Source organism: Streptomyces sp. NPDC048331 (genome assembly GCF_043201215.1).
Classification (GTDB): Bacteria; Actinomycetota; Actinomycetes; order Streptomycetales; family Streptomycetaceae; genus Streptomyces.
The window spans coordinates 1-26097 of sequence record NZ_JBICYT010000006.1 but is presented as its reverse complement, the minus strand read 5'-3'; the positions used below and the strand labels follow the sequence as shown (position 1 = coordinate 26097).

General features: G+C 71.1%; 24 protein-coding genes. 13 read left to right on the top strand and 11 right to left on the bottom strand.

Annotated features, from left to right (window positions below; translation table 11 throughout):
* Positions 1-22: 22 nt before the first annotated feature.
* The 6 genes from ACGFYY_RS11910 to ACGFYY_RS11885 all read right to left on the bottom strand — a co-directional run bounded on the left by ACGFYY_RS11910 (position 23) and on the right by ACGFYY_RS11885 (position 4018).
* Positions 23-922 carry an arginase family protein gene (locus ACGFYY_RS11910; RefSeq protein ID WP_393708587.1) on the bottom strand — a complete coding sequence of 300 codons (900 nt, stop codon included), beginning with the start codon at positions 920-922 and terminating at the stop codon, positions 23-25.
* A 38-nt stretch (positions 923-960) separates the two neighbouring features.
* The gene (locus tag ACGFYY_RS11905) at positions 961-1545 is read right to left on the bottom strand and encodes a hypothetical protein (protein ID WP_393708585.1); all 585 of its coding nucleotides are present in this window, start codon (positions 1543-1545) and stop codon (positions 961-963) included.
* A 144-nt stretch (positions 1546-1689) separates the two neighbouring features.
* On the bottom strand, positions 1690-2196 hold the full coding sequence (locus ACGFYY_RS11900) for a hypothetical protein (protein ID WP_393708583.1): 507 nt from the start codon (positions 2194-2196) through the stop codon (positions 1690-1692).
* A 158-nt stretch (positions 2197-2354) separates the two neighbouring features.
* Positions 2355-2975, bottom strand: coding sequence for a hypothetical protein (locus ACGFYY_RS11895; protein ID WP_393708581.1), 621 nt, complete (start codon positions 2973-2975; stop codon positions 2355-2357).
* A 151-nt stretch (positions 2976-3126) separates the two neighbouring features.
* Positions 3127-3411 carry a hypothetical protein gene (locus ACGFYY_RS11890; protein ID WP_393708579.1) on the bottom strand — a complete coding sequence of 95 codons (285 nt, stop codon included), beginning with the start codon at positions 3409-3411 and terminating at the stop codon, positions 3127-3129.
* Positions 3412-3565: 154 nt separating this feature from the next.
* The gene (locus tag ACGFYY_RS11885) at positions 3566-4018 is read right to left on the bottom strand and encodes an SseB family protein (protein WP_393708577.1); all 453 of its coding nucleotides are present in this window, start codon (positions 4016-4018) and stop codon (positions 3566-3568) included.
* A gap of 106 nt (positions 4019-4124) precedes the next feature.
* Between ACGFYY_RS11885 and ACGFYY_RS11880 the strand changes: the two genes are divergently transcribed.
* Together ACGFYY_RS11880 and ACGFYY_RS11875 are read left to right on the top strand one after the other, a co-directional pair.
* Complete coding sequence (locus ACGFYY_RS11880) at positions 4125-4856, top strand: hypothetical protein (protein WP_393708928.1); 732 nt, start codon at positions 4125-4127, stop codon at positions 4854-4856.
* Between the two features lie 24 nt (positions 4857-4880).
* A complete protein-coding gene (locus ACGFYY_RS11875) occupies positions 4881-5417 on the top strand; it encodes a hypothetical protein (protein WP_393708575.1) in 537 nt (178 codons plus the stop codon).
* Here the strand turns inward: ACGFYY_RS11875 and ACGFYY_RS11870 are convergent.
* From ACGFYY_RS11870 to ACGFYY_RS11855, 4 genes are all read right to left on the bottom strand, one after another.
* Positions 5414-7441 carry a prolyl oligopeptidase family serine peptidase gene (locus ACGFYY_RS11870; protein ID WP_393708573.1) on the bottom strand — a complete coding sequence of 676 codons (2028 nt, stop codon included), beginning with the start codon at positions 7439-7441 and terminating at the stop codon, positions 5414-5416. The two genes, ACGFYY_RS11875 and ACGFYY_RS11870, sit on opposite strands and share 4 nt — an antisense overlap.
* 13 nt (positions 7442-7454) lie before the next feature.
* On the bottom strand, positions 7455-8861 hold the full coding sequence (locus ACGFYY_RS11865) for a M20/M25/M40 family metallo-hydrolase (RefSeq protein WP_393708571.1): 1407 nt from the start codon (positions 8859-8861) through the stop codon (positions 7455-7457).
* A 1-nt stretch (position 8862) separates the two neighbouring features.
* A complete protein-coding gene (locus ACGFYY_RS11860; RefSeq protein WP_393708569.1) occupies positions 8863-9696 on the bottom strand; it encodes a M55 family metallopeptidase in 834 nt (277 codons plus the stop codon).
* A gap of 197 nt (positions 9697-9893) precedes the next feature.
* Positions 9894-10337 carry an SRPBCC family protein gene (locus ACGFYY_RS11855; RefSeq protein WP_030729835.1) on the bottom strand — a complete coding sequence of 148 codons (444 nt, stop codon included), beginning with the start codon at positions 10335-10337 and terminating at the stop codon, positions 9894-9896.
* Between the two features lie 624 nt (positions 10338-10961).
* Between ACGFYY_RS11855 and ACGFYY_RS11850 the strand changes: the two genes are divergently transcribed.
* Positions 10962-11993: an Rv2578c family radical SAM protein gene (locus ACGFYY_RS11850; RefSeq protein WP_393708566.1), complete on the top strand. Its 1032-nt coding sequence runs from the start codon at positions 10962-10964 to the stop codon at positions 11991-11993.
* Between the two features lie 112 nt (positions 11994-12105).
* Positions 12106-13698 carry an alpha/beta hydrolase gene (locus ACGFYY_RS11845; RefSeq protein ID WP_393708564.1) on the top strand — a complete coding sequence of 531 codons (1593 nt, stop codon included), beginning with the start codon at positions 12106-12108 and terminating at the stop codon, positions 13696-13698.
* 128 nt (positions 13699-13826) lie between these two features.
* On the opposite strand, the gene ACGFYY_RS11840 is transcribed toward ACGFYY_RS11845, so the two are convergent.
* Entirely contained in the window at positions 13827-14378 is a 552-nt protein-coding gene (locus ACGFYY_RS11840) for an adenylosuccinate lyase (RefSeq protein ID WP_393708562.1), read from the bottom strand.
* 396 nt (positions 14379-14774) lie between these two features.
* Here ACGFYY_RS11840 and ACGFYY_RS11835 point away from each other — a divergent pair, with 396 nt between their 5' ends.
* The 9 genes from ACGFYY_RS11835 (at position 14775) to pssA (ending at position 25821) form a co-directional block, all read left to right on the top strand.
* On the top strand, positions 14775-16574 hold the full coding sequence (locus ACGFYY_RS11835) for a 3-hydroxyacyl-CoA dehydrogenase family protein (RefSeq protein WP_393708560.1): 1800 nt from the start codon (positions 14775-14777) through the stop codon (positions 16572-16574).
* A gap of 163 nt (positions 16575-16737) precedes the next feature.
* Positions 16738-17550, top strand: a complete 813-nt coding sequence (locus tag ACGFYY_RS11830; protein WP_393708558.1) for a TetR family transcriptional regulator — start codon at positions 16738-16740, stop codon at positions 17548-17550.
* A 415-nt stretch (positions 17551-17965) separates the two neighbouring features.
* A complete protein-coding gene (gene ccrA / locus ACGFYY_RS11825) occupies positions 17966-19303 on the top strand; it encodes a crotonyl-CoA carboxylase/reductase (RefSeq protein ID WP_030729858.1) in 1338 nt (445 codons plus the stop codon).
* A gap of 31 nt (positions 19304-19334) precedes the next feature.
* Entirely contained in the window at positions 19335-21416 is a 2082-nt protein-coding gene (locus ACGFYY_RS11820) for a protein meaA (RefSeq protein ID WP_365267839.1), read from the top strand.
* Positions 21413-22405, top strand: coding sequence for a CoA ester lyase (locus ACGFYY_RS11815; protein ID WP_030729863.1), 993 nt, complete (start codon positions 21413-21415; stop codon positions 22403-22405). Before ACGFYY_RS11820 ends, ACGFYY_RS11815 begins: the two co-directional genes overlap by 4 nt.
* A 5-nt stretch (positions 22406-22410) precedes the next feature.
* Positions 22411-22923: a MaoC family dehydratase gene (locus tag ACGFYY_RS11810; RefSeq protein WP_030010163.1), complete on the top strand. Its 513-nt coding sequence runs from the start codon at positions 22411-22413 to the stop codon at positions 22921-22923.
* A gap of 2 nt (positions 22924-22925) precedes the next feature.
* The gene (locus ACGFYY_RS11805; protein WP_030027413.1) at positions 22926-24131 is read left to right on the top strand and encodes an acyl-CoA dehydrogenase family protein; all 1206 of its coding nucleotides are present in this window, start codon (positions 22926-22928) and stop codon (positions 24129-24131) included.
* Between the two features lie 186 nt (positions 24132-24317).
* Entirely contained in the window at positions 24318-24974 is a 657-nt protein-coding gene (locus tag ACGFYY_RS11800; RefSeq protein WP_030010161.1) for a phosphatidylserine decarboxylase, read from the top strand.
* Positions 24961-25821: a CDP-diacylglycerol--serine O-phosphatidyltransferase gene (gene pssA / locus ACGFYY_RS11795; RefSeq protein ID WP_365267841.1), complete on the top strand. Its 861-nt coding sequence runs from the start codon at positions 24961-24963 to the stop codon at positions 25819-25821. The genes ACGFYY_RS11800 and pssA overlap by 14 nt, the downstream gene beginning before the upstream one ends.
* The last annotated feature ends 276 nt before the right edge of the window (positions 25822-26097 follow it).

Sequence of the window (26097 nt, the reverse complement as noted above, 5' to 3'; positions counted from 1 at the left end):
CGCGGATCACCACCGGTCAGGATTACGCAAAGGCGCCCGCGACCAGGTCGGCGAGGAGCGCGCCCGCACGCCCGTCCGGGTCCAGGTCCGGGTCGTAGATCGTGACGTTGAGCCCGGCGCAGCGCGGGGAGCCCACCAAGACGGCGAGCAGTTCGGCGAGTTCGTCGGGGAGCAGGCCTCCGGGGTCGGGGCTGTCCACCGCCGGCATGACGCTCGGGTCCAGGACATCGGCGTCCAGGTGCACCCAGAACCCGGCGGTGTCCGGCGGGTGCAGTCCGTCGAGCGCCGCCCTGGCCACCGGCCCGGCGCCGCGTCGGCGGATCTCCCCGACGGTGGCCACCGAGATCCGGGCCGCGTGCAGCTCGCCGAGGCCCGGGTCGCCGTCGCGGAGCCCGAAGAGCCGTACGTCCTCGTCACGCAGGTAGGGGCCGCGCCCCTCCAGGTCGGCGAGATCGGCCTGGCCGCGGCCGGTGGAGAGGGCCAGCTCCTCGCCGCCGGCGGCACCGACGGGCCCGTTCACGGCCTCGTTGCCGGGGTGGCGGAAGTCGGCGGAGCCGTCGATCGCGGCCAGTCCGTAGCGCCCGAGGCGGCGCATGGCGAGGGCGGCGCCGAGCTGGATCGAACAGTCGCCGCCGAGCACGACGGGGAACTGCCCGGCCCGTAGATGCCGTTCGATCCGGTCGGCGAGGGTGACGGTGTACGCGGCGAGGGCCTCGGCGTGGAACACGCCGTCGCCCTCCCGCCAGTCCCCGCGGTCGTAGCGCGGCGGCACCACGACCCCACCCTCGACGGCCCCGAGCCGGGCCTGCAGTCCCTGATCGCGCAAGGCCCCGGCGAGCTTGTAGACGCCCGGTACGGTGCCGGGCGCGGGCGGCCGCAGCCCGAGGTTGGAGGGCGCGTCGAGAAGCACGAGGGTTCGCATGCCTTCATCCTGGCGTACACCCCGCCCGTCCCGCCGTGTCACCGACCGGCATAGTCCTCCGCCGGGTCACCGATCAGCGCCGGCAGCGCGTCGACCCGGTGCCGGTCCTCGCGCTGCGCCCGCAGGTCCGCGTGGACGGCCCGCAGCCGCGCCAGAGCGGCCGGCCCCCGGTCCGTCACCTCGTCGACCGGCGGCACGGTGACCAGGTCCAGGCACTCGGTGAACAGGCGCCGGGTGGCGGGCGCGGGAGCACACGGATCGGGTGCGGGAGCGATCCCGATGCGGGCCTCCAGCGGCTCGTCGAGCACGTCGAGGTCACGCAGACAGGTCAGCACGGCATCCCCGGGGCCGCGGCACAGCTCGGTGGTCGCCTCCAGACGGAAGTCCCGGACCTCGTCGGCCCGAAGACCACCCGGACGAACAGCCGGCACGACCGGAACCCGGTCGGCGTCCGCGCCATCCGCCACGAAGGAGGTCAGCCGGCGCTCGGCGCCGACGCGCCCCTGGCCGACCGGATCGAACCGAACCTCGTCGGGCGTGTCCCACAGCCACTCCCCGCTGCCGAACGTGTCCGACCGGGACCGGTCGCGCTCTCTCACATCCGCGTACGTCGCGATGCGCACGCAGAAGTCCCGGAAGTCGAACGCGGCGCGATGTCCAGGGGGTCCCCCGTCACCGTCGCGGTCCAGCCGCCGTGGAACGTCAGCTTCATGGTCACAGTCGCTCCATCCGATCCGCCTCGTCCCGCCAGGGCCGTCAGCCAAGTGTCAGCACCACACACCGAGATCGCTCAACGTGAGTTCTGCGACTGCCGCGTCCTGGACGTTCTCGATGTCCCGTATGTAGGGCGCGGCGTTCGGGTGGTGCGTGCAGAAGGTGACGGTGGCCGTCAGGAGGTCGTCATCCACCCCGCCGAGGGAAAGGACGAGGTACGACCGGACGTCCTGATCCCCGAACTCCCGTTCCGCCTCGACGAGACAGGCGAACGCGTAGGCGAGGCATCGTCTGAGGAGAGGGCCGGTCCGTTCGGACTCCGGCACCGGAAGATCGTAGTCGGTCATGCCTCGACCGTTGATCGACGTCTCCTCCTGGAGCACGTCGAAGTACGAACCGGTGGACTCGGGCACGAGGCCGTTCAGCACCCGAGCGCCATTGGGCGTGTACGACCAGCCCTGGGCCACCACCTCGCGGAACATGGGCGGGACGTCGTCGTCCGTGAGTTCCCCGGCAGGGAACTCCGCCAGCAGCCGGGCCATCTTGTCGTTGCGTTTCATGACCATCCCTCACCGAGAGCGGCGGGAACCTTCCTTGATTCGGCGATGAGCCCTTGATCGTCGCATGCGGCCTTCTCGATGACCTCTGCAGGGAACCACCCTGCAGCGACGGCTACGGAGCACGTCCCTGCACTCTCCACGGACGCCCTTGGCCCTCGTCACCAGTTCCCGTATTGCTCCGCCTTGTCGGCGATCAACGCGGTCAGGGCCTCGACACGGTGCCGGTCCTCGCGCTGGTGCATCAGGTTGTCCTGCAGCACCCGGAGCCTGGCCAGGGCGGCCGGATCCCGGTCCCGCAGGCTGTCGAACACCGGGGTGGTCATGATGTCCAGGCATTCGGTGAACAGGAGCCGGGTGGCCGGGGCCGGCGGAGCCGGGTCGGGGGCGTCGAAGCCGCTGGTCAGGTAGCGCACCGGGTCGGTGAGGCTCCAGCCGACCACGGCGCCCCGCTGGACGAGAACCGCCACATCGGGAGCGATGCCGATCCGGGCCTCCAGCGGCTCGTCCAGCACGTCCAGGTCACGCAGACAGGTCAGCACGGCGTCCCCGGGGGCGCGGCACAGCTCCGTGGTCGCCTCCAGGCGAAATCCCCGGGCCTCGTCGGCGCGGAGCCCGCCTGGCTGGGCCAAGGGTGTGGCCGGAACGCGGGCAGAGTCCTCGCGGTCGGCGGCCTCACCGACAATCTGGAACTCGGCGCCGACAAGTTCCCGGCTGGCCGGGTCGAACCGGAGCTCGTCAGGTGTATCCCAGAGCCACGCCGTACTGCCGAATGTATCCATGATGTACCGACCACGCTCGTCCGCGTTCGCGTACGGCACGATAGATACAGAGAAGTCCCTTAGGTTGAAACGGGGCGCAATGCTGAGCGGCTGGGGCGTCGTTACAGCGGTCCAGTCACCATCAAGAGAAGGTCTCATATCAAATGCCATCTCATCTAACCCGCTCTGCGGGAGGCTGAAAGCCGTTCTTGCCTGGAATCCTGCCTTCCACCACGTCTACGTGCGTGATCGGCCCACCGGGATCGGTAGGTGAGCCTCCCAGCGCCTCGGCCCCGGACGGACCCTTGATACCGGACGAGCCGTATGCCGTGATGACATTGCCTGCCCCCATGCGGTCAGCCCGGACCACGACAATGTCCTCGCCCTGCCGGAAGATCAGCTTTCCGGTGCCCGCCGGCGTGTAATACACCGCGTCCGGCTTCTTGAGGATCTGCATGACCTGTTCCTCAGTGAAGCCGTGATCGTCCGCGTGGTAGTTGTCGGCCCTCTTCATCTTGCCGCCCTGCGGAGCTCCGATATCGCCGCCCGCAGGCCGGACTGGATCGCCGCGACCGCCTGGGGGGAGACTTCGAGGTCGCCGTCGCCCGCCATCAGGCCACCGCCCCACGGCCGCCGTCGGCGTCCGGATCGACGTCCACGGCGAAGGCGTCCGGGACGATCCCGGCCACCGGCGGGAAGAGCATCGCCCCGTCGCCGTCCGCGACGTTCACGGCAACTCCGGCCGGCACGTCGGACATCGGCACGACCGCATCCAGCAGCCGAGCACCGAGCATCGCCAGGTACGGCCAGTCGCGACCGTCCTCACCGCGCGCGCGTGCAAACCGGGCGAGGGCCTCCTCGTCCGTGAAGGCGTACAACCAGCGGATCCCGCCCGACACCGCCGACATCAGACCACCGGCGGCGACAAGGGGACGTTGGGCGTCGCTATCGGCGTCGGTCGTGGTGAGCGGCACGATCAGGGTGGTACGGCGGAACTCCCCCACCAAGTGCGCCGGATCGCCACCGACTTCACCGAGACGGAATATCCGGTCGGTCAGCTCCATGGCACGGCCCCCTCCGTAAGATGCACACGCAAAGTGGACACAATATCCTGATCGCACAATCCGATCGACACCTTCGCCGAGTAGTGACACCATCACCGGCGTGATCATGGACGAGACGACGCGGATGACAGTGCTCCGTAGGGCCGCGCTCAACAACGCGCAGTGGTGCGACGCCGTTTGTCGTGCGCACGGGGTGTCGACGCACTACGACGGCGAGAGCCTCTGGGTCGGCGCGCGGCGGACTCCGCCGATGTATCCCGATGCCGTGACCCTGGAGCCGGGCGTGCCGGCCGGGAGCGTGGTCCGGGGTGTCGACATCGCCTCCCCCGGCTGCTCCGTCAAGGACAGCTTCGCCGATCTGGACCTGGCCGAGGACGGCTTCGAGGTCCTGTTCGAGGCACAGTGGATCCACCGGCCCGCCGCGGCGCCGATTCCCGAGCCGGAGGCCGAGGCGGCCGGGTTGGAGTGGTCCGAGGTAGCGGACGCCGAGGAACTGGCGGCCTGGGAGGCCGCCTTCGACAACGACGGGGATGACCGGCTGTTCCGGCCCGCCCTGCTCCGCGACGGGATCGTGTTCCTGGCCGGTCGGGCCGACGGCCGGATCGTCGCCGGGGCCGTCGCGAGCACCGGTGGGGGCGTCGTCGGCGTGTCCAACCTGTTCGGCGCCGCCTGGGCGGGTGTCCTCGGTGCGGTCTCCGACCGGTGGCCGGAGCTGGACGTGGTCGGCTACGAGCACGGGGAGGACCTGGAGGCGGCGGTCGGGGCCGGGTTCACGGCGATCGGGCCGCTGCGGGTATGGCTGCGTCCGAGCGGGACCGGCACCGTTTTGGCGGAGTGATCGACTTGCGGTGAGACTGACGCCGTGACATCGCATCAGACAGGCCGTCTCATCGGCGCCATATTCGGGCTCGTCTTCGTCGCGGCGAACGCCGGAGCCCTACCCACGGTCGCCGCCGTCCCGCTGCGCGTGCTCGCGGTCGTCTCGTTCGTCGCGTTGTTCATCGCACTGCGCCGGACACGGACGACCCCGGCCGCCGACGAGGGCACGGGCGCGGCCGCGGCCGCGCCGAAGCGGTTCGGGCGGAGCTATCGGCTCGTGGTGGCCGCCGAGGTGGTCGCCGCACTGGCCGGTTTCCTCGTCATCACCCGCGTACTGCACACCCCGCAAGCCTCGGTGGCCTGGCTCAGCCTGGTCGTCGGGCTGCACTTCTTCGGTCTCGCCGCCGTCTGGCGCATGCCGTCGCTCCGCCGGCTGGCGGCGGCGATGACCGGCTGCGGCGCCGCCGGTCTGGTCCTGGCCGCCTGCGGCGCCTCGCTCGCCGTCATTGCGACCGTCGCGGGCATCGCCCCCGGCGTCCTGCTCCTCGGCTCCGTCTGGTGGAGCCTGCGCACCCCTTAAGCCGTCCCCAGTTCCAGCCGCGCCACGTCGGTGCGTTCGATGCCGAAGACCTGCGCGTACAGCGACAGTTCGGCCTCCAACGCGCGGACCATGGTGTCCGCCCGGCGGAAGCCGTGGCCCTCGCCCTCGAAGGTCACGTACGCGTGCGGCACCGGTACCGGCCGCCCCCGCAACGCCTCGAGCAGCCGTTCCGCCTGGGCCGGCGGGCAGATCGGGTCCTCCAGCCCCTGGAGCAGGACGAACGGCGCCGTGATCCCGTCGGCGCGGGCCACCGGGGAACGCTCGCGGCTGAGTACGGACAGGGTCTGCGGCGGCCCGGCCAGACTCTCGACGTAACGGGATTCCAGGTCGTGCGTCTCCTCGGCGAACCCCTGCAGGTCCAACACCGGGTAGATGATCGCGGCGCACGCGTACAGGTCGGTGGCGGCCAGCGAGGCGGCGGCCGTCCAACCGCCCGCGCTGCCGCCGCGGATGGCGAGCCGGGCCGGGTCGGCGGTGCCCTCGGCGGCCAGCGCGCGGGCGACCGCCGCGCAGTCCTCCACGTCCACCACGCCCCACTGCTCGCGCAGCCGCTCGCGATAGGCCCGGCCGTAGCCGGTGGAACCGCCGTAGTTCACCTCGACCACGCCGATTCCGCGCGAGGTGAAGTAGGCGATCTGCAGGTCGAGTACGGGCGGCACGTGGTCGGTGGGCCCGCCGTGGGCCCACACCACGTACGGGGGCAGTTCGTCGGCGGCGGCCCGGCAGGCGGGGTGGTGCGGCGGGTAGACGTACGCGTGGATCTGGCGGTCGTCGGGGCCGAGGAAGGTACGGCTCTGCGGCTCCGGATAGTAGGCCGGGTCCACCGGGTCCGGGCGCTGCGCGCCGACCGCCCGGGCGTGCCCGGTGGCGGTGTCCAGCTCGACCACCTCGTACGCGCTGCGCGGGCTGGCGGCGACCCCGTAGACCCGGGTGCCGTGCACGGCGAGGGTGGGCTGCCAGGCGGTCCACGGCCCGGCGGCGTCCACCAGGTCGCCGCTCTCCGGGTCGAGGACGCCGAGCACCGAGGAGCCCTGTCCGTGCAGGACGGCGATGAGCCCGGCCCCCGAGCCCGCCGGGTGCGGGGTGTCGCCGGGGAGCGGCGCGAGCCAGCGCAGCCCCGGCTTCCACAGCGGGCCGCCGAACTCCTCCTCCCGCGGGCAGAGGTTGATGGCCCAGCCGGTCCGCGGATCCACGCTGTACGGGTTCCACCAGCCGCCGCGGTCACTGACCGCGAGGAGGGTGCCCTCGGCCGTCCACTCGACCTGGGCGACGGCCTCGTCGGGGCCGCCGAGCACGGTCCGGGCGTCGGCGAGTTCCCCACCCCCGGTGATCTCGGCGACCCGCAACTCGGTACCGTCCCACGGCATCCGGGGGTGGTCCCACACCAGCCAGGCGGCGTGCCGGCCGTCGGGGGAGAGCCGGGGCCCGGTGGTGAAGCGGTACCGGTCGTGCGTCAACTCCCGCACCGCGCCGCGGTTCCCGGCCGCCGAGCCGTCCAACGGTACGGCGGCCAGGACCCGGCGCACATCGGTGGGGCCGGGCCCGGTGAACTCCTCCAGCACGCACCACACCTCGCCGCCGCGTAGCACCGGGTCGGCCCAGCGCAGGCCGCCGCCGGTCCGGGAGAGCGGGGTGAGGGGCCGCGGCTCGGGGCTGCCGGGCGCGTCGGGCTCGTACGCGTACAGCCGCTGATCGGCGAAGTGGACGAACACCAACAGAGGTCCACCGGTGGGCCGTTCGGCGCCGGCCCAGGGAAGGCCGCCGTACTCGGTGACACGGCTGCGGACGTTCCACGGGGCGGGCAGTTCGGTGATCTCGGGTGTGCCGTCGGCGAGGCGGCGGCGCACCAGGGTGCGGCGGCCGGCCTCCTCGGGCCGGGGTTCGGTCCACCACACCTCGGGGCCGACCGTGCCGAGGTACTCGGGCCGCCCGTCGAGGGAGGCGGCGAGGCCCGCGTCGAGGGGTGAGGGCCAACTGCCGTAGGGCCGGGTCGTCGCCGCCATCACCGGGCCCCGTTCACAGGGTCCGCAGCGCGCGGTCGAGGACGCGGACGCCGAAGTGCAGGGCGTCGACGGGCACCCGCTCGTCGACGCCGTGGAAGAGCGCCCAGTAGTCGAAGCCGGGCGGCAGCTTCAGCGGGGAGAAGCCGTAGCCGGTGATGCCGAGGCGGGAGAACTGCTTGGCGTCGGTGCCGCCCGCCATGCAGAAGGGGATCACATGGCCGTCCGGGTCGAACCGCTCGACCGACTCACGCAGGATCCCGTACGTCCGCCCGTCCACGGGGGCCTGCAGGGCGACCTCGCGGTGGTGGAACTCCCACCGCACGTCGGGGCCGGTCAGGGCGTCGAGGGTGGCGGCGAACTCGGCCTCGCCGCCGGGCACGGTCCGGCCGTCGACGTAGCCGGTGGCGTGCTCGGGGATCACGTTGAGCTTGTAACCGGCGCTGAGGATGGTCGGGTTGGCGCTGTTGCGCACGGTGGCGCGGACCAGGGCGCCGGCCGGGCCGAGTGCGTCGAGGAGCTCGTCGACGTCGAGGCCCGGCCGCCGGGGGTCCACCGACAGGCCTTGCAGGGCGGCGAGTTCGGTGATGCAGGCGGTCACGGTGTCCGTGAGGCGGACCGGCCACTCGTACGCACCGATCCGCGCGACGGCGGCGGCGAGCCGGCTGACGGCGTTGGCCCGGTTGGGCTTGGAGCCGTGACCGGCGGTGCCGTGCGCGGTCAGCTTCAGCCAGGCGGTGCCCCGCTCCCCCGCCGCGATCGGGTAGAGGGCCCGGCCGTCGGGGCCGCCGTGCACGGTGAAGGCCCCGGACTCGCTGATGCCCTCCGTGCAGCCTTCGAAGAGCCGCGGGTGGTGGTCGGCGAGGAAGCCGGAGCCGTCGACCGCGCTGTCCTCCTCGTCGGCGGTGTAGGCGATCACGATGTCCCGGCGCGGCTTCACACCCGCGCGCGCCCAGGCCCGTACGACCGCGAGCACCATCGCGTCCATGTTCTTCATGTCGACGGCGCCGCGACCCCAGACCACCCCGTCACGGACCTCGCCCGAGAAGGGGTCCACGCTCCAGTCGGCGGCCTCGGCCGGGACCACGTCGAGGTGGCCGTGGACGAGGAGGGCCTCGGCGGACGGGTCGGTGCCCTCGATCCGGGCGATCACATTGGTGCGGCCCGGGGTGCGCTCCAGCAGGAGCGGCTCCAGGCCGGCGGCGGCGAGGCGCTCGGCGACGTACTCGGCGGCGGGACGCTCGCGGCAGTCGCCGCCACCCCGGTTGGTGGTGTCGATCCGAATGAGGTCGGAGGTGAACTCGACGGCCTCGTCGAGAGCGACCGCGTCGACGATGTCCACCCCGTCCGGCCGGTCCGCCCCGGCCACCGGATCCGCCGCGTCGACGGCGCCGGCCGGGACCTCGGCGTTGATTGCGCACATGTCAGCCATACTGCTCCTCCACGGCCGCCGAGACGACCGTCGTGACGGCTTTGAAGGCCCGGATCCCCTCGTACATGGTTTCGCTGGAGTACGCGACCTTGCGCTCGCCGGACCGCTCCACGCCGGGGACCACCGTCGCGGACATCGCCAGGTGCGCGGCGTCGAACTCCAACTCCACGGTGAAGGGGCCGCCACGGACCGGCTCGTGCCGGACGGCGAGGGCGGTGGCCTCCTTGGCGGCGGCCCGGATGTCGGCGGCGGTACGGGCCGGGGTGCGGCACACGGCGGCGTAGCGCGAGACGTGGTCCTTGACGGCGACGGTCGCCGCTCCCGGGGCGTATCCGGCGGCGTCCACGCAGGTGAGGTCGTCGCCGGTGACCAGGATGACGGGGACCCCGTACTCGGCGACGACGTGCGCGTTGAGCAGCCCCTCGCTCGCCCGCGTCCCGTTGACCCAGACTCCGGTGATGGAGTTGGCGAGGTAGGTGTGGGCGAGGACCCCCTCGGAACCGGCCCCGGTGTGGTAACCGACGAAGGCGACGCCGTCGACGTCCCCGTGCTGGACCCCCTCGACCATGGAGAGGGTCTTGTGCCGGCCGGTGATCATCTCGGCGCGGGCGTCGAGCTTCTCCAGGAGCAGGTTGCGCATGGACCAGTGCGCCTCGTTGATGAGGACCTGGTCGGCCCCGCCGTCGTAGAAGCCGAGTACGGCCGCGTTGACGTCGGAGGTGAACATCGCTCGGCAGCGTTCCCACTGAGGGGTTCCGGGCAGGACGTCCGCGGGCCAGGTGACGCCGGTGGCGCCTTCCATGTCGGCGGAGATGAGGATCTTCATCGGGCCCCCGGGCGGTCGGTTGCGCTCAGGGTGCCACCCTAGCCGCCGAGGCCCCCGGAGGCCGTGGGGCACACGCCCCGGCGCGGCGCGCGGTGGGTGCCGTTCCCGCGCCCGGCGACGCCCCGCCCGCCCGTCGGCGCGCCGGGTTCACCCGATCCGGTGAGGCCGCTGCCCGGCCTCACCGTCAACGCCGTTGCTCAGCGCTCCACTTCGGTGGCCAGGTTCTCCAGCACGGAGTCGTAGATCCGGCCGAGGCCCTTGGGCGCGAAGGTGCGCTCGAAGAAGCCGCCGATGCCGCCGGCGCCGTTCCAGACGGTGGTGACCACGGCCTTGGACTTGCCCTCACCGGCCGGGGTGACGCGCCAGGTGGTGACCATGGAGGAGTTGCGGTCCTTCTCCACCAGCTCGCCGTCGGTGGGCTCGCTGACCTCCAGCAGGCAGTCGCGTACGCGCTTGCTGGTGGCCTGCAGCTTCCAGTGCACCAGGGTGCCCTCGCCGTCGCCGCCCTCGCGCACCTCGTACTCGCTGAAGTGCTCGGGAAGCAGCTTCCCGCGGGTCCCTGTGTAGTCCGCCAGCGCGTCGAACACCGTCTCCGCGTCAGCCGCGATGATCCGCTCCGTGGTGGCCTCGACCTGCGCCATAGCTGTTCCTCCAGCAGTTGTGTCCGCTCGTCACGGCGAAGCCAACCACCTCCGGGGCGGTGGCCCAAATCCGGGTCGGACGTGGCAGCGGAGCTCGACCAGGAGCGTGTCCCCGGGCAGCTCCTCCAGGTGAGCACGTGCCGGCGCCAAGGGGTCCCGGCGCTCACCGGGGCGGCGAACTCCTCCCGGCCGGTCCGGCCGACGGTCTCGGCGGCCGCTCCCCCGTGGAGGAACCCGCCGAGGTCGTACCCGCGATGGGCCTCCAGCAGGGCGGCCACGGCCTCCCGGTAGGCGGCGACCAGCGGCTGGGCGTCGAACGCTTCCCTCGCCTCCCGGTCGGCCCGCTTCCCGGCCCGGTACTCCTCCGGGGTCGGCCAGGGCGAGTCCCCCACCACGCGGCGCGGCTCGACCGGCGGGTGACTCCGGGGCAGCTCCCGCCACAGGTCCCGTGCGGCCCGGGCGGTGTCCCGCGCCTCGGCCCGGATCTCGGCGAAGGCCATCGCTTCTCGGGGCCCGCCCGCGCACCCGGCCGGGCACACCGTCATCGCTGGAGTCGCGCACGATCCGCACGATCATGGGAACGTTTGTTCTATTCTTTCGCCGAGCTAGCGAGGGAGGCGCACCATGCGCTGGGAGAACCTGACCGACGGACCCGCGGGCCCGGCCGCGCTCTTCGGGGCCGACGCCGTCGTGACCCGCACCATCGACACCCCCGAGTTCCGGGGGATCACCTTCCACGAGGTGCGCGCCCGGTCGATCGTCAACCGGGTGCCCGGCGCCTCGCGCATGCCGTTCGAATGGACCGTGAACCCCTACCGGGGATGCAGCCACGCCTGCGTCTACTGCTTCGCCCGCAAGACGCACAGCTATCTCGACCTCGACACCGGCCTCGGCTTCGACTCGCAGATCGTCGTCAAGACCAACGCCCCCGAACTGTTGCGCCGCGAGCTCGCCTCGCCCCGCTGGACCGGCGCGCACATCGCCATGGGCACCAACGTCGACTGTTACCAGCGCGCCGAGGGCCGCTACCGGCTGATGCCCGGCATCATCGAGGCCCTGCGCGGCCGCGCCAACCCCTTCTCCATCCTCACCAAGGGCACGTTGATCCTCCGCGACCTCCCCCTGCTGCGGGAGGCCGCCGAGGTCACCGAGGTCGGCATCTCCGTCTCGGTCGGCTTCACCGACACCGATCTCTGGCGGACCGTCGAGCCGGGCACCCCCTCCCCCGCCGCCCGGCTCGGCGCCGTACGGACCCTCACCGACGCCGGGATCGAGTGCGGGGTGCTCATGGCCCCGGTGATCCCCTTCCTCGGGGACTCCCCGGAGCAGCTGGGGGCGACCGTACGGGCCGTGGCCGAGGCCGGCGCGACCTCCGTGACACCCCTGGTACTCCATCTGCGGCCCGGGGCGCGCGAGTGGTTCATGGCCTGGCTGGGCGCCCACCACCCCCACCTGGTCCCCCGGTACGAGCGGATGTACGCGGGCGGGTCCTACGCGCCCACCTGGTACCAGCGCCGGATCACCCGCCAAGTCCACGAACTGGCGGCCGAATTCGGCATCGGCCCGGCCCGGCGGGGCGACGCGCGCGGGACCGTCGCACCGGAGCGTCCGGACGACCGCGCACCCGCCGGGGCCACTCAGCTCAGCCTCCTGTGACGGCCGACACCGCCTGAACGGTCATCACATCGGGCCAATCAGCGGCCCAATCCCGCCTTCCAGGCGTGGTTTCCGGGACGATTCCGCCCAGAACCCTCGGCTGGGAGGCCCCATGATCCACCCCTTGAAGAAGCGCGCCGCAGTCCTGCTGTCGATCTCCACCGTCGCCGCCACCGTCGCCGCCGCTCTCGCGAGCCCGGTCACGGCCGCGCCCGCCGCACCGGCCGATCCGGCCGCCCAGGCGCCGGCGCGGGCCGCGTTGCGCTGGACCGGCTGCAAGACCCCGCGCTACCCGACGCTGCAGTGCGCGTCCCTCAAGGTGCCCCTGGACCACGCGCGGCCCGACGGCCGGCAGATCACCCTCGCCCTGACCCGGGTCCCGCACACCGGCCCCACCTCCCAGGGCCCGCTGCTGGTCAACCCCGGCGGCCCCGGCGGCAGCGGCCTCAGCCTCGCCGGATACATCGCCTCCGCCCTCCCCAAGGACGTGTCCGCCCAGTACGACGTGATCGGCTTCGACCCCCGGGGCGTCGGCAAGAGCGAGCCCGCCCTGGACTGCGCGGCCGGCCACTTCAAGCCCGCCCGGCCGGACTCCGTACCGATGGACGAGGCCACCGAGCGCGCCAACCTGGACCGGGTGCGTTCCTTCGCCGAGTCCTGCGGGACCAAGCACGCGGACGTGCTCCCGTACATCGACACGGTCTCGGCCGCCCGGGACATCGAGGTGCTGCGCGGCGCTCTCGGCGCGGAGCGGATCAGCTACTTCGGCTACTCGTACGGGACCTACCTGGGCGCGGTGTACGCCAAGCTCCACCCGGGCCGCGTGCACCGGCTCGTCCTGGACTCCGTGGTCGACCCGAGCGGGGTCTGGTACGAGGACAACCTCGCCCAGGACCTCGCCTTCGACGCCCGCCACAAGGCCTTCCTGGCCTGGGTGGCCCGGTACGACGCCACCTACAAGCTGGGCACCGACCCGGCGGTGGTCGAGCGGGCCTGGTACGCGATGCGGGACGCGGTGCGGGAGAGCCCGGCGGGCGGCAAGGTGGGCCCGGCGGAGCTGGAGGACACCTACATGCCGGGCGGGTACTACAACGGCTACTGGCCGAACCTGGCCGAGGCCTTCGCCGCGTTCGCGGTGGCCAAGGACCCGAAGCCGCTGGTGGCCGCCTACGAGCGGTTCGGCGCGGTGGAGCCCTCCGCGGGCAACGGCTACAGCGTCTACACGGCGGTCCAGTGCCGTGACTCGGCCTGGCCCAAGGACTGGAACCAGTGGCGGGCCGACATGTGGCGCACCCACGCCGAGGCGCCGTTCATGACCTGGAACAACGCCTGGTACAACGCCCCGTGCGCGTTCTGGCCGACGGAGCCGCTGGACGCCCCGGACGTCACCAACGCGGATCTCCCGCCCGCGCTCCTGCTCCAGGCGACGGAGGACGCGGCGACCCCGTTCGAGGGCGCGCTCAGCATGCGGGACAAGCTGAAGGGCTCGTCCCTGCTGGTGGAGGAGGGCGGCGGCAACCACGGCATCGCCCTGAGCGGCAACAAGTGCCTCGACGAGAAGGTCGCGGCCTATCTGGCGACGGGCAAGGCCTCGGACGCCACCTGCCCCGCCCAGGCGGCGCCGAAGCCCACCACGGCGACCCGCGCGGTGCCCGCGTCCGCCGGCGGCGCGGCCCTGCACGGCCTGCTCGGCTTCCGGGGCTGACACCCCCACCGGTCGGACACCGGGTGAGGCCCCGGGGCGGACCCCGGGGCCTCCATGTCGTTCCGGCCCGAACTCCTCGTCGCGACCGGGGCCTGCGCGATCACCGCCGCGCGGGCGGGCCGCGATCCTCAGTCCAGGCCGCGCAACGCGGCCGTGGCCGCGACCGCCAGCCGAGGGTGCGACTGGGCGCGGGTGAGGAGTTCGCGGGCGCGGGGGTCGGCGAGGGCGCCGAGGCCTTCGACGCAGGCCAGGGCCACCCGCCAGTACGGCTCGTGCGGTGACAGCAGGCGTCCCAGGGTGGCCAGCAAGGCCGGTACGGACTCGGGCGCCCGCAGGGCGGTGAGCAGCCGCACGGGCTGCAGGGCGTAGGCCGTGCGCAGGCTGTTGGTGGCGAGGGCCGCCGCCGCCCGGGCGGTGCGCGGGTCGTCGAGGACGGCCAGCGCCTCGGCGGCGGCCGCGCAGCGGGCCGGGTCCCGGTGGTTGAGGAGCAGGACGAGGGATTCGAAGGCCCGACGGTCTCCCGCGAGGCCGAGCCGGTACGCGGCCAGTTCGCGGGCCCACAGGGGCCGTCCGGCCGAGGTCAGGGAGGCCGCGAGGTCGTCGGCGCCGGCCGTGAGCAGCACCTCGTAGTCGGGTGACGGTCCCGCCTCCGCCCGCAGGCGCTCCAGCACGTCGTTCACCCGGCCACCCTAGGGGGACACAGCGGTCGCCGTGCCGGGTTTCGGGACATCGGAGACAGCCGGTTGATCGATGATCGATGATCGGTACATTTGGGCGGTACAGGTCACATCTCCGCGCTCTGGCGGACCAGTTACCGGCGAGTTACTGTCGTTTCAACACGTACGAGGGCGGCCTGGTGACGCAGCCGCCTCGTGCCGGTCGGTTCGTACATCCACGGTGTGACCCCGGGACAGGGTTCCTCCGTTTCCGCCCCAGGGACTCATCTCCCCGCGGGCTCCCCTCCTCGGGCCCACTCACCACGGGTCCTTCCACCGCACGGCTCTTCCGTACGGCATCCGCGCGCGCCGTGCGCCGCGCGCCCCTCAGTCGTCACCCTCTTCCACTGGAGTCCCTCGATGGACCGTCAGTCCAGTCAGCCCACCCTCCAGACCATCGCCGTCGTCGGCCTCGGCACGATGGGCACCGGCATCGCCGAGGTCCTCGCCCGAGCCGGCCGCGAGGTCATCGGCATCGACATCAGCGAGGCCGCCGCCCACCGGGCCGGGGCCGCCCTCGCCGCGGCCACCGCGCGCTCCGTCGCCCGGGAGCGGCTCACCGAGCAGGAGCGGACCGACGTGCTCGCCCGCTTCCGGACCTTCACCGACCTGGGCGCCGCCGCCGAGGCCGACCTGGTCATCGAGGTCGTGCCCGAGTCGTACGAGATCAAGCAGCAGGTGTTCCACGAGCTCGACGCGATCGTGCGGCCCGACACCATCCTCGCCACCGGCACCAACGCCCTGTCGGTGACGCGCATGGCCGCCGAGTCGCTGCGCCCGGAGCGCGTGCTGGGCCTGCACTTCTTCAACCCGGTCCCGGCCATGAAGCTGGTCGAGATCGTCTCCTGCGTCCTGACCGCCCCGCCGGCCGTCGAGGCGGTCACCGAACTGGCCCGCGAGCTCGGCAAGGAGCCCGTCCCGGTCGGCGACCGGCCCGGCTTCGTGGCCGACGGCCTGCTCTTCGGCTACCTCAACCAGGCCGCCGCCATGTTCGAGGCGCGCTACGCCTCCCGCGAGGACATCGACGCGGCCATGCGGCTCGGCTGCGGTCTGCCGATGGGTCCGCTCGCGCTGCTCGACCTGATCGGCGTGGACACCGCCCGTACCGTCCTCGAGGCCATGTACGCCTCCTCCGGCGACCGGCTGCACGCCCCGGCCCCGATCCTGGGCCAGCTGGCCGAGGCCGGCCTGACCGGGCAGAAGTCCGGCCGCGGCTTCTACACGTACGAGGCGCCGGGCAGCTCGGTGATCGTCCGCGACCTGCAGACCCCGCTCGACGGGTCCCTGGTGGGCGGCGGCCGTCCCGTGAACTCGGTCGGCGTGGCGGGTTCCGGAACCATGGCGAGCGGGATCGCCCAGGTCTTCGCGCAGGCCGGTTACAGCGTGGTGCTCGCCGCCCGCAGCCAGGAGAAGGCCGAGGCCGCCAAGGCCGCGATCGGGAAGTCCTTGGGCCGTGCGGTGTCCAAGGGCCGCCTGACCGAGGAGGGTGCGGCCGAGACCCTGGAGCGGATCACTCCGGCGGGGTCGCTGGACGCCTTCGCCGAGGTGGACCTGGCCGTGGAGGCCGTCGCCGAGGACCTGGCGGTCAAGCAGGAGCTGTTCGCGGCCCTGGACAAGGTCTGCAAGCCGGGTGCGGTGCTGGCCACCACCACCTCCTCGCTGCCGGTGATCGCGGTCGCCCGCGTGACCTCGCGTCCGCAGGACGTGATCGGCATGCACTTCTTCAACCCGGCCCCGGCGATGAAGCTGGTCGAGGTGGTCCGGACCGTCCTGACGGCCGACGACGTGCACGCCACGGTCCGCGAGATCTGTCTGAAGGTGCGCAAGCACCCGGTGGACTGCGGCGACCGCGCCGGCTTCATCGTGAACGCGTTGCTGTTCCCGTACCTCAACAACGCGATCAAGATGGTCGAGCAGCACTACGCCGACATCGACCAGATCGACGCGGCGATGAAGCTGGGCGGCGGCTACCCGATGGGCCCGTTCGAGCTGCTCGACGTGGTCGGCCTCGATGTCTCGCTGGCCATCGAGAAGGTCCTGCACAAGGAGTTCCGCGACCCGGGCCTGGCCCCGTCCCCGCTGCTGGAGCACCTGGTGGCGGCGGGCTGCCTGGGCCGGAAGACCGGCCGCGGATTCCGTGAGTACGCCGCCCGCCGGTAATCCGTCGGGTCATGAGCCGGATGCGTGGGGAGGGCTGCTCGGGCCCGCCGGACCCTCACGGCGGGCCAACCCTCACGAGCCCAGTGCGGGCTCTCCCCCGCATCCACCCCTCTCCCACCCCCCGCAGGCGCGCTCCCCTGCACGAATGAAGTACTTTCGCTCTATGTCCCAGCCCGCCAAGAACTCGCCCCGCGCCGCCACGGCCTCCGAGACCCCGGAGAGCCCGGCCGGCACCAAGGCGGCCGCTCAGCGGCTCAAGATGCGCCGCGAGCTCGCCGCCGCGGCCATGGAGCTCTTCGCGACCAAGGGGTACGAGGCGACGACGGTCGACGAGATCGCCGCGACCGCCGGGGTCGCGCGGCGGACCTTCTTCCGGCACTTCCGGTCCAAGGAAGAGGCGATCTTCCCGGACCACGACGACACCCTGACCCGCGCCGAGGCCGTGCTGGACGTGGCCCCGGCGCACGAGCACCCGCTCGACACGGTGTGCCGCGGGATCAAGGAAGTCATGAAGATGTACGCCGCCTCGCCGGCGGTGTCGGTGGAGCGCTACCGCCTGACCCGCGAGGTGCCGGCGCTGCGGGAGCGGGAGATCGCCTCGGTGGCCCGGTACGAGCGGCTGTTCACCCGCTACCTGCTCGCCCACTTCGACGAGCACGACCACCACGACGGCAACGACGACCCGCTGCTGGCGGAGGTGGCCGCCTCGGCGGTGGTCACGGCCCACAACCACGTGCTGCGGCGCTGGCTGCGCGCGGGGGGCCAGGGGGACGTGGAGGCGCAGCTGGACCATGCCTTCTCGATCGTCCGGAAGACCTTCGGTTCGGGCATCGGGGCGGGCCGGACCCCCGGATCGGCACCGGCCGCGCCGGCGGCCGTCCGTACGCAGGGCGAGGTGTTGGTGGCGGTGGCCCGCACCGACGCCCCGCTGGACGAGGTCATGCGGACCATCGAAGAGGCACTGCGCGCCACGTAGGAGTCACACCGGGTCGCACCCCCGACGGTCGTCGGAGGTGCCCCTGGTCACAGCGGCCGCTCCCGTTTCGGGAGCGGCCGCTTTCGTATGTCCGGCTTGCCCCTACTCGCGGGTAGCTCTGATCGATCATCGCTCATCGGTGCAGGTCAATCGGCAAATGAGAGAAAGTTTTGGCACGCGGTGCCTTGCCGGGTGACACGGGGTGCCATACGTTGAAGACGTCCGGATGTCCCCGCGACCCTCGCCCACACGGCGTGGAACGCGCCCCGGATTGCCTGCGTCACCAGGCACCGCACGCCTCACCACGGGCGTCGCCCAGCACCACAGCACAGCCGGACCGACGGCACACCGCTCCCCGCTCCACGCACCCCGTTCACCTCAGCGCACCCTCATCCGCGCTAGCCGGAGGCTCACCGTGAAGGACATCCTGGACGCGATTCAGTCGCAGTCCGCCACCGCCGCAGACTTCGCGGCCCTGCCGCTGCCCGACTCCTACCGCGCGATCACCGTGCACAAGGACGAGGCGGAGATGTTCGCCGGGCTCACCACGCGCGAGAAGGACCCGCGCAAGTCCCTGCACCTGGACAACGTCCCGGTGCCGGAGCTGGGCCCCGGCGAGGCCCTGGTCGCCGTCATGGCCTCCTCGGTCAACTACAACTCCGTGTGGACCTCGATCTTCGAGCCGGTGTCCACCTTCAGCTTCCTGGAGCGCTACGGGCGCCTGTCGGAGCTCACCAAGCGCCACGACCTCCCGTACCACGTCATCGGCTCCGACCTCGCGGGCGTCGTCCTGCGCACCGGCCCCGGCGTCAACGCCTGGAATCCCGGCGACGAGGTCGTCGCGCACTGCCTCTCCGTCGAGCTGGAGTCCTCCGACGGCCACAACGACACGATGCTCGACCCCGAGCAGCGCATCTGGGGCTTCGAGACCAACTTCGGCGGCCTGGCGGAGATCGCGCTCGTCAAGTCGAACCAGCTGATGCCCAAGCCCGACCACCTCAGCTGGGAGGAGGCCGCCTCCCCCGGCCTGGTCAACTCCACCGCGTACCGCCAGCTGGTCTCCCGCAACGGCGCCGGCATGAAGCAGGGCGACAACGTCCTGATCTGGGGCGCCAGCGGCGGCCTCGGCAGCTACGCCACCCAGTTCGCGCTCGCCGGCGGCGCCAACCCGATCTGTGTCGTCTCCTCCCCCGAGAAGGCCGACATCTGCCGGGCCATGGGCGCCACCGCGGTCATCGACCGCAACGCCGAGGGCTACAAGTTCTGGAAGGACGAGAACACCCAGGACCCGCGCGAGTGGAAGCGCTTCGGCTCGAAGATCCGTGAGCTGACCGGCGGCGAGGACATCGACATCGTCTTCGAGCACCCGGGCCGCGAGACCTTCGGCGCCTCGGTCTACGTCACCCGCAAGGGCGGCACCATCACCACCTGCGCCTCGACCTCGGGCTACATGCACCAGTACGACAACCGCTACCTGTGGATGTCGCTCAAGAAGATCGTCGGCTCCCACTTCGCCAACTACCGCGAGGCGTGGGAGGCCAACCGCCTGATCGCCAAGGGCAAGATCCACCCCACCCTGTCGAAGGTCTACTCCCTGGAGGACACCGGACAGGCCGCCTACGACGTCCACCGCAACCTCCACCAGGGCAAGGTCGGCGTCCTCGCGCTGGCCCCCGAGGAGGGCCTCGGCGTCCGCGACCACGAGATGCGCGCCGAGCACCTCGACGCCATCAACCGCTTCCGTAACGTCTGAGACCGTTCAAAGGCCTAAGGGACAGCCTGAGATGACAGAGCGCCAGAAGGACCGTCCGTGGCTCATGCGGACGTACGCCGGCCACTCCACGGCCGAGGCGTCCAACGAGCTGTACCGCCGCAACCTCGCCAAGGGCCAGACGGGGCTGTCGGTCGCCTTCGACCTGCCGACCCAGACCGGATACGACCCCGACCACATCCTCGCCCGCGGCGAGGTGGGTCGGGTCGGGGTCCCGGTCTCCCATCTGGGCGACATGCGGCGGCTGTTCCAGGACATACCCCTGGAGCAGATGAACACCTCGATGACGATCAACGCCACGGCCATGTGGCTGCTGGCGCTCTATCAGGTGGCCGCCGAGGAACAGGGCGCGGACATCTCCCTGCTCCAGGGCACCACCCAGAACGACATCGTCAAGGAGTACCTCTCGCGCGGGACGCACGTCTTCCCGCCGGGGCCGTCCCTGCGGCTGACGACGGACATGATCGCGTACACGGTCAACCACATCCCCAAGTGGAACCCGATCAACATCTGCTCGTACCACCTCCAGGAGGCCGGGGCCACCCCGGTCCAGGAGATCTCGTACGCGATGTCCACGGCGATCGCGGTCCTCGACTCGGTGCGCGACTCGGGCCAGGTGCCCGAGGAACGCTTCGGCGAGGTCGTCGCCCGGATCTCCTTCTTCGTGAACGCGGGCGTCCGCTTCATCGAGGAGATGTGCAAGATGCGCGCCTTCAGCCGCATCTGGGACAAGGTCACCCACGAGCGCTACGGCATCGAGAACGCGAAGCAGCGTCGCTTCCGTTACGGCGTCCAGGTCAACTCCCTGGGCCTGACCGAGGCCCAGCCGGAGAACAACGTCCAGCGCATCGTGCTGGAGATGCTCGCGGTCACCCTCTCCAAGGACGCGCGCGCCCGCGCCGTGCAGCTGCCCGCCTGGAACGAGGCGCTGGGCCTGCCCCGGCCCTGGGACCAGCAGTGGTCGCTGCGCATCCAGCAGGTCCTCGCCCTCGAGAGCGACCTGCTGGAGTACGAGGACATCTTCGCCGGATCCCACGTCATCGAAGCCAAAGTCGACTCCCTGGTCGCCGACTGCCTGGCCGAGATCGACCGGATCCAGGAGATGGGCGGCGCCATGGCGGCCGTCGAGTCCGGTTATCTGAAGGGCGAGCTGGTCTCCTCGCACGCCGAACGGCGGGCGCGGATCGAGGCCGGCGAGGACAAGATCGTCGGTGTCAACTGCTTCGAGCAGACCGAGGAGAACCCGCTCACGGCCGACCTGGACGGCGCCATCATGACGGTCGACCCGGCAACGGAGGCGTTCACCGTCGAGCGCATCGGCCGCTGGCGCGCCGAGCGCCAGGAGTCCTCGGACCGCCAGGGGAACGGCGACCCGTTCGTCTTCCCCACCACCCAGCAGGCGCTGGAACGCCTCAAGGAGGCCGCGGCGGGCACCGAGAACCTCATGGAGGCCACGCTGGAGTGCGCCCGCGCCGGTGTCACCACCGGCGAGTGGGCGACCGCCCTGCGCGAGGTGTTCGGCGAGTTCCGTGCCCCGACCGGCGTGTCCTCGGCCCCGGTCGCGGTCACCGCCGAGCCCGGCACGCCGATGCACGAGGTCCGCGAGAAGGTGTCCCGCACCGCCGACGAGCTCGGCTCGGGCCGACTGCGCCTGCTGGTCGGCAAGCCCGGCCTGGACGGGCACTCCAACGGCGCCGAGCAGATCGCCGTCCGGGCCCGCGACGCCGGCTTCGAGGTGGTCTACCAAGGCATCAGGCTGACGCCGGAGGAGATCTCCTCCGCGGCGCTGGCCGAGGACGTGCACTGCGTGGGACTGTCCATCCTGTCCGGTTCGCACAGCGCTCTGGTCCCGGACGTCCTGGAGCGGCTGCGACAGGCGGGGGCGGGTGACATCCCCGTCATCGTCGGAGGCATCATTCCGAACGCCGATGCCGTGACGCTCAAGGCCGCGGGTGTCGCCGCGGTCTTCACACCGAAGGACTTCGGCATCACGGAGATCATCGGCCGTATCGTCGACGAGATCCGCAAGGCCAACAAGCTCGCCCCCCTCGACATGAACAACGAATTCGTTGCAAGCACGGAGGTCCCCGCATGACCACGCCCGTCCACCCGGTGAACCGCCTTCGCCCGCGTCGCTCCTGCCTCGCGGTACCCGGCTCGAACCCGCGGTTCCTGGAGAAGGCCCAGGGCCTGCCGGCCGACCAGGTCTTCCTGGACCTGGAGGACGCCTGCGCGCCCCTCGCCAAGGAAGGCGCCCGCCACACCATCGTGGACGCGCTGAACAACGGCGACTGGACCGGCAAGACCCGCGTCGTGCGCGTCAACGACTGGACCACGCACTGGACCTACCGTGACGTCGTCACCGTCGTCGAGGGCGCCGGCCAGAACCTCGACTGCATCATGCTGCCGAAGGTCCAGGACGCCCAGCAGGTCGTCGCCCTCGACCTCCTTCTGACCCAGATCGAGAAGACCATGGGCTTCGAGGTCGGCAAGATCGGCATCGAGGCGCAGATCGAGAACGCCAAGGGCCTGGTGAACGTCGACGAGATCGCCGCCGCCTCGCCGCGCCTGGAGACCATCATCTTCGGCCCGGCCGACTTCATGGCCTCGATCAACATGAAGTCCCTGGTCGTGGGCATGCAGCCGCCCGGCTACCCGGCGGACGCCTACCACTACATCCTGATGCGGATCCTGATGGCGGCCCGCATGCACAACCTGCAGGCGATCGACGGTCCCTTCCTCCAGATCCGCGACGTGGACGCCTACCGCGAGGTGGCCGGCCGGGCCGCCGCGCTGGGCTTCGACGGCAAGTGGGTGCTGCACCCGGGCCAGGTCGACGCGGCCAACGAGGTCTTCTCCCCCTCGCAGGAGGACTACGACCACGCCGAGCTGATCCTCGACGCGTACGACTGGTGCACCTCGGAGGCCGGCGGCAAGAAGGGCTCCGCGATGCTCGGCGACGAGATGATCGACGAGGCCAGCCGCAAGATGGCCCTGGTCATCGCCGGCAAGGGCCGGGCCGCCGGCATGGAGCGCACCACCAAGTTCGAACACCCCTCGACCGAGAAGACGGCGGAGGCCTGATCCCGATGCAGTTCGGACGCACGTACGAAGAGTTCGAGGTCGGGGCGGTCTACAAGCACTGGCCCGGAAAGACGGTCACCGAGTACGACGATCATCTTTTCTGTCTGCTGACCATGAATCACCACCCGCTCCACATGGACAGCAATTACGCCGAGAACACGACCGACTTCGGCAAGAACGTCGTCGTGGGCAACTACATCTACTCGCTGCTGCTCGGCATGTCCGTGCCGGACGTCTCCGGGAAGGCCATCGCCAACCTGGAGATCGAGTCCCTGCGGCACGTGGCGCCGACCTTCCACGGCGACACGATCTACGGCGAGACCACGGTCCTCGACAAGACCCCGTCGAAGTCGAAGAACGACCGCGGCATCGTCTACGTCGAGACCAAGGGCTACAAGCAGGACGGCACCCTCGTCTGCGTCTTCCGGCGCAAGGTGATGGTCCCGACCGAGACGTACATCAAGGAGCGCGGCGGCGAGCAGCCCGGCCGCCCCACGCTGAAGGAACAGGGGAAGTAGCCATGGCCCGACTCGCCCAGACCGCCGGGCTGACCGACGTCCAGCGGGAGATCCTCAAGACCGTCCGGGAGTTCGTCGACAAGGAGATCATCCCGGTCGCGACCGAGCTCGAACACCGCGACGAGTACCCGCAGCAGATCGTCGACGGCCTCAAGGAACTCGGCCTCTTCGGCCTGATGATCCCGGAGGAGTACGGCGGCCTGGGTGAGTCGCTCCTCACCTACGCCCTGTGCGTCGAGGAGATCGCCCGCGGCTGGATGTCCGTCTCGGGCATCATCAACACCCACTTCATCGTGGCGTACATGCTCAAGCAGCACGGCACGCAGGAGCAGAAGGACCACTTCCTCCCGCGCATGGCCCTGGGCGAGGTGCGCGGCGCGTTCTCGATGTCCGAGCCGGCTCTGGGCTCCGATGTGTCGGCCATCTCGTCCAAGGCGGTGAAGGACGGCGACGAGTACGTCCTGAACGGCCAGAAGATGTGGCTGACGAACGGCGGCAGCTCCACCCTGGTGGCCGTTCTCGTCCGAAGTGACGAAGGACACCCCGAGGGCACGGCGCCCCACAAGTCGATGACGACCTTCCTCGTCGAGAAGGAGCCCGGCTTCGGTGAGGTCCGCCCCGGCCTGACCATCCCCGGCAAGATCGACAAGATGGGCTACAAGGGCGTCGACACGACCGAGCTCATCATGGACGGACTGCGCATTCCGGCCAATCGGGTACTCGGCGGGCAGACGGGCCGAGGGTTTTACCAAATGATGGACGGCGTCGAGGTCGGCCGCGTCAACGTGGCGGCGCGTGGCTGCGGCGTCGCTCAGCGTGCTTTCGAACTGGGTGTCTCTTATGCCCAGCAACGTCACACTTTCGGCAAGGCGATCGCCGAGCACCAGGCGATTCAGTTCAAGCTGGCCGAGATGGCTACCAAGGTCGAAGCCGCCCATGCGATGATGGTGAATGCAGCACGCAAAAAGGACTCCGGGGAACGAAACGACCTCGAAGCAGGGATGGCGAAGTACCTCGCCTCCGAGTACTGCAAGGAGGTCGTCGAGGACGCCTTCCGTATCCACGGTGGATACGGGTTCTCGAAGGAGTACGAGATCGAGCGTCTCTACCGGGAGGCCCCGATGCTGCTGATCGGTGAAGGTACCGCCGAGATCCAGAAAATGATCATCGGGCGACGCCTGCTCGAGGAGTACCGGCTTCAGGGCTGAAAGTCCCTTTTGCAGCGAATCATCCATGGGTTCGTTGCGAAAGGATCACTGGCAGTGACTGGCTGACGGTCATCGACTCGGCTTCTGGCTTGCCCAGTTGTTGCGCGCAACCGATAGCATTCCAGTAAAGCCGCCGTCCCGTCCCCCCGTTTGCGGCGCGGCAATCACCCGCTACGAAGGTCATCCATGCCCCACAGCCAAACCTCTGCACCTCGCGACAGCCTCCTTGGCGTACGCCTCGCGCGCGGAGCATCGCCGTGGCTTCTGCCGACCGTCGCCACCGCGGCGCTCAGCCTCACCCGGGCCCGCAAGTCCGGACGCTGGGCCGCGGCGGCCGTGCCCGCCACCGCGCTCGCCGCGGGCATGCTGTGGTTCTTCCGCGACCCCGAGCGAGAGATCGCTCAGGGCCGTGTCATCTCGCCCGCCGACGGTGTGGTGCAGAGCATCATGCCGTGGAAGGACGGACGGACCCGGGTCGCGATCTTCATGAGCCCGCTGAACGTCCACGTCAACCGTGCGCCCCTCGCGGGCACGGTGACGTCCGTGGAGCACATCCCCGGCGGATTCGTCCCGGCGTTCAACAAGGAGAGCGAGAACAACGAGCGCGTTGTCTGGCACTTCGACACCGAACTCGGTGACATCGAGATGGTGCAGATCGCCGGCGCCGTCGCCCGTCGCATCGTCCCGTACCTGCCGGCCGGAACCAAGGTGGAGCAGGGCGAACGCATCGGTCTGATCCGCTTCGGCTCCCGCGTCGACATCTACCTCCCCGAGGGCGTCGAGGTCGCGGTCGAGGTCGGTCAGGCCACCACCGCGGGGGTGACACGAATTGACCGTGACTGACCCTGAGACTCCGGCCGCGGGCTGGGTTCCCGAACCTGCCGAGGAGGAGTCCGCCGAGGACGACATGCCGCTCTCGCTGCGGCTGTCGATAGCGGACACCCTCACGCTCGGTAACGCGACGTGCGGATTCATGGCGGTGTACTTCACCACCACCGGAATCCTCATCCCGCACCTCACCGGCAGTGGCGAAACGGGCATGGCCCGTAACAGCGCCGCGACGGCAGTGATACTGATGCTGCTCGCCGCGGTCTTCGACCTCTTCGACGGCATCGTGGCCCGCAAGCTGCGCAGCTCGCCGATGGGTGCCGAGCTGGACAACCTCTCCGACCTGATCAGCTTCGGCCTCGCGCCGGCCTACTTCGTGCTCGTCTACGGCATGGTCGCCGTCGACGCGCACCAGAAGATGTCGGCGCTGGCCGCGATCGTGGTGCTGCTCGCCGTGGTGCTCAGACTCGCGAGATTCAGCTGCGTGACGATGAAGGACGGCATGTTCCAGGGCATGCCGAGCCCCTTCGGCGCGCTCACGGTCGTCTCGATCGTGCTGCTGGAGCTGCCGTTCGTCCCGACGCTGCTCGCGATCATCGGGGTGGCCTGGCTGATGGTGAGCCGGGTCGAGTACCCCAAGCCGCGGGGCGTTCTCGCGGTGGCGATGCTCTGCTGGATCATCAGCGCGATGGGTCTGCTGGCGGCCTGGGCGTTCGACGCCCCCGGCGGCCAGCTGCTGCTGCAGACCGGCTGCGCCCTGCAGATCGCGATGGCGGCGACCATTCCGCTCTTCGCGACGACCCGGAAGGCCAACACCTTCCGGCACAACCGCCGCGAGGCCCGAGCGGGCTCGCTGCGCTAGCCGTACCTGTGAGAAGGCCCCGGATGCCATCGGCATCCGGGGCCTTCTGCCGTTCCCTGGCGGGGCCGGTCCGCGGAGCGCGGTGACGCCGGGGGCGGGGGTGTCGGGGCCGGGGTGTCGGGGGCCGGGGTGTCGGGGGCCGGGGTGTCGGGGGCCGGGGTGTCGGGGGCCGGGGTCGGCGGCGGGGTGGGGGGGGGGGGGGGGGGGGGGGGGGGGGGGGGGGGGGGGGGGGGGGGGGGGGGGGGGGCGGGGGGGGGGGGGTCGGGGGGTGTGAGA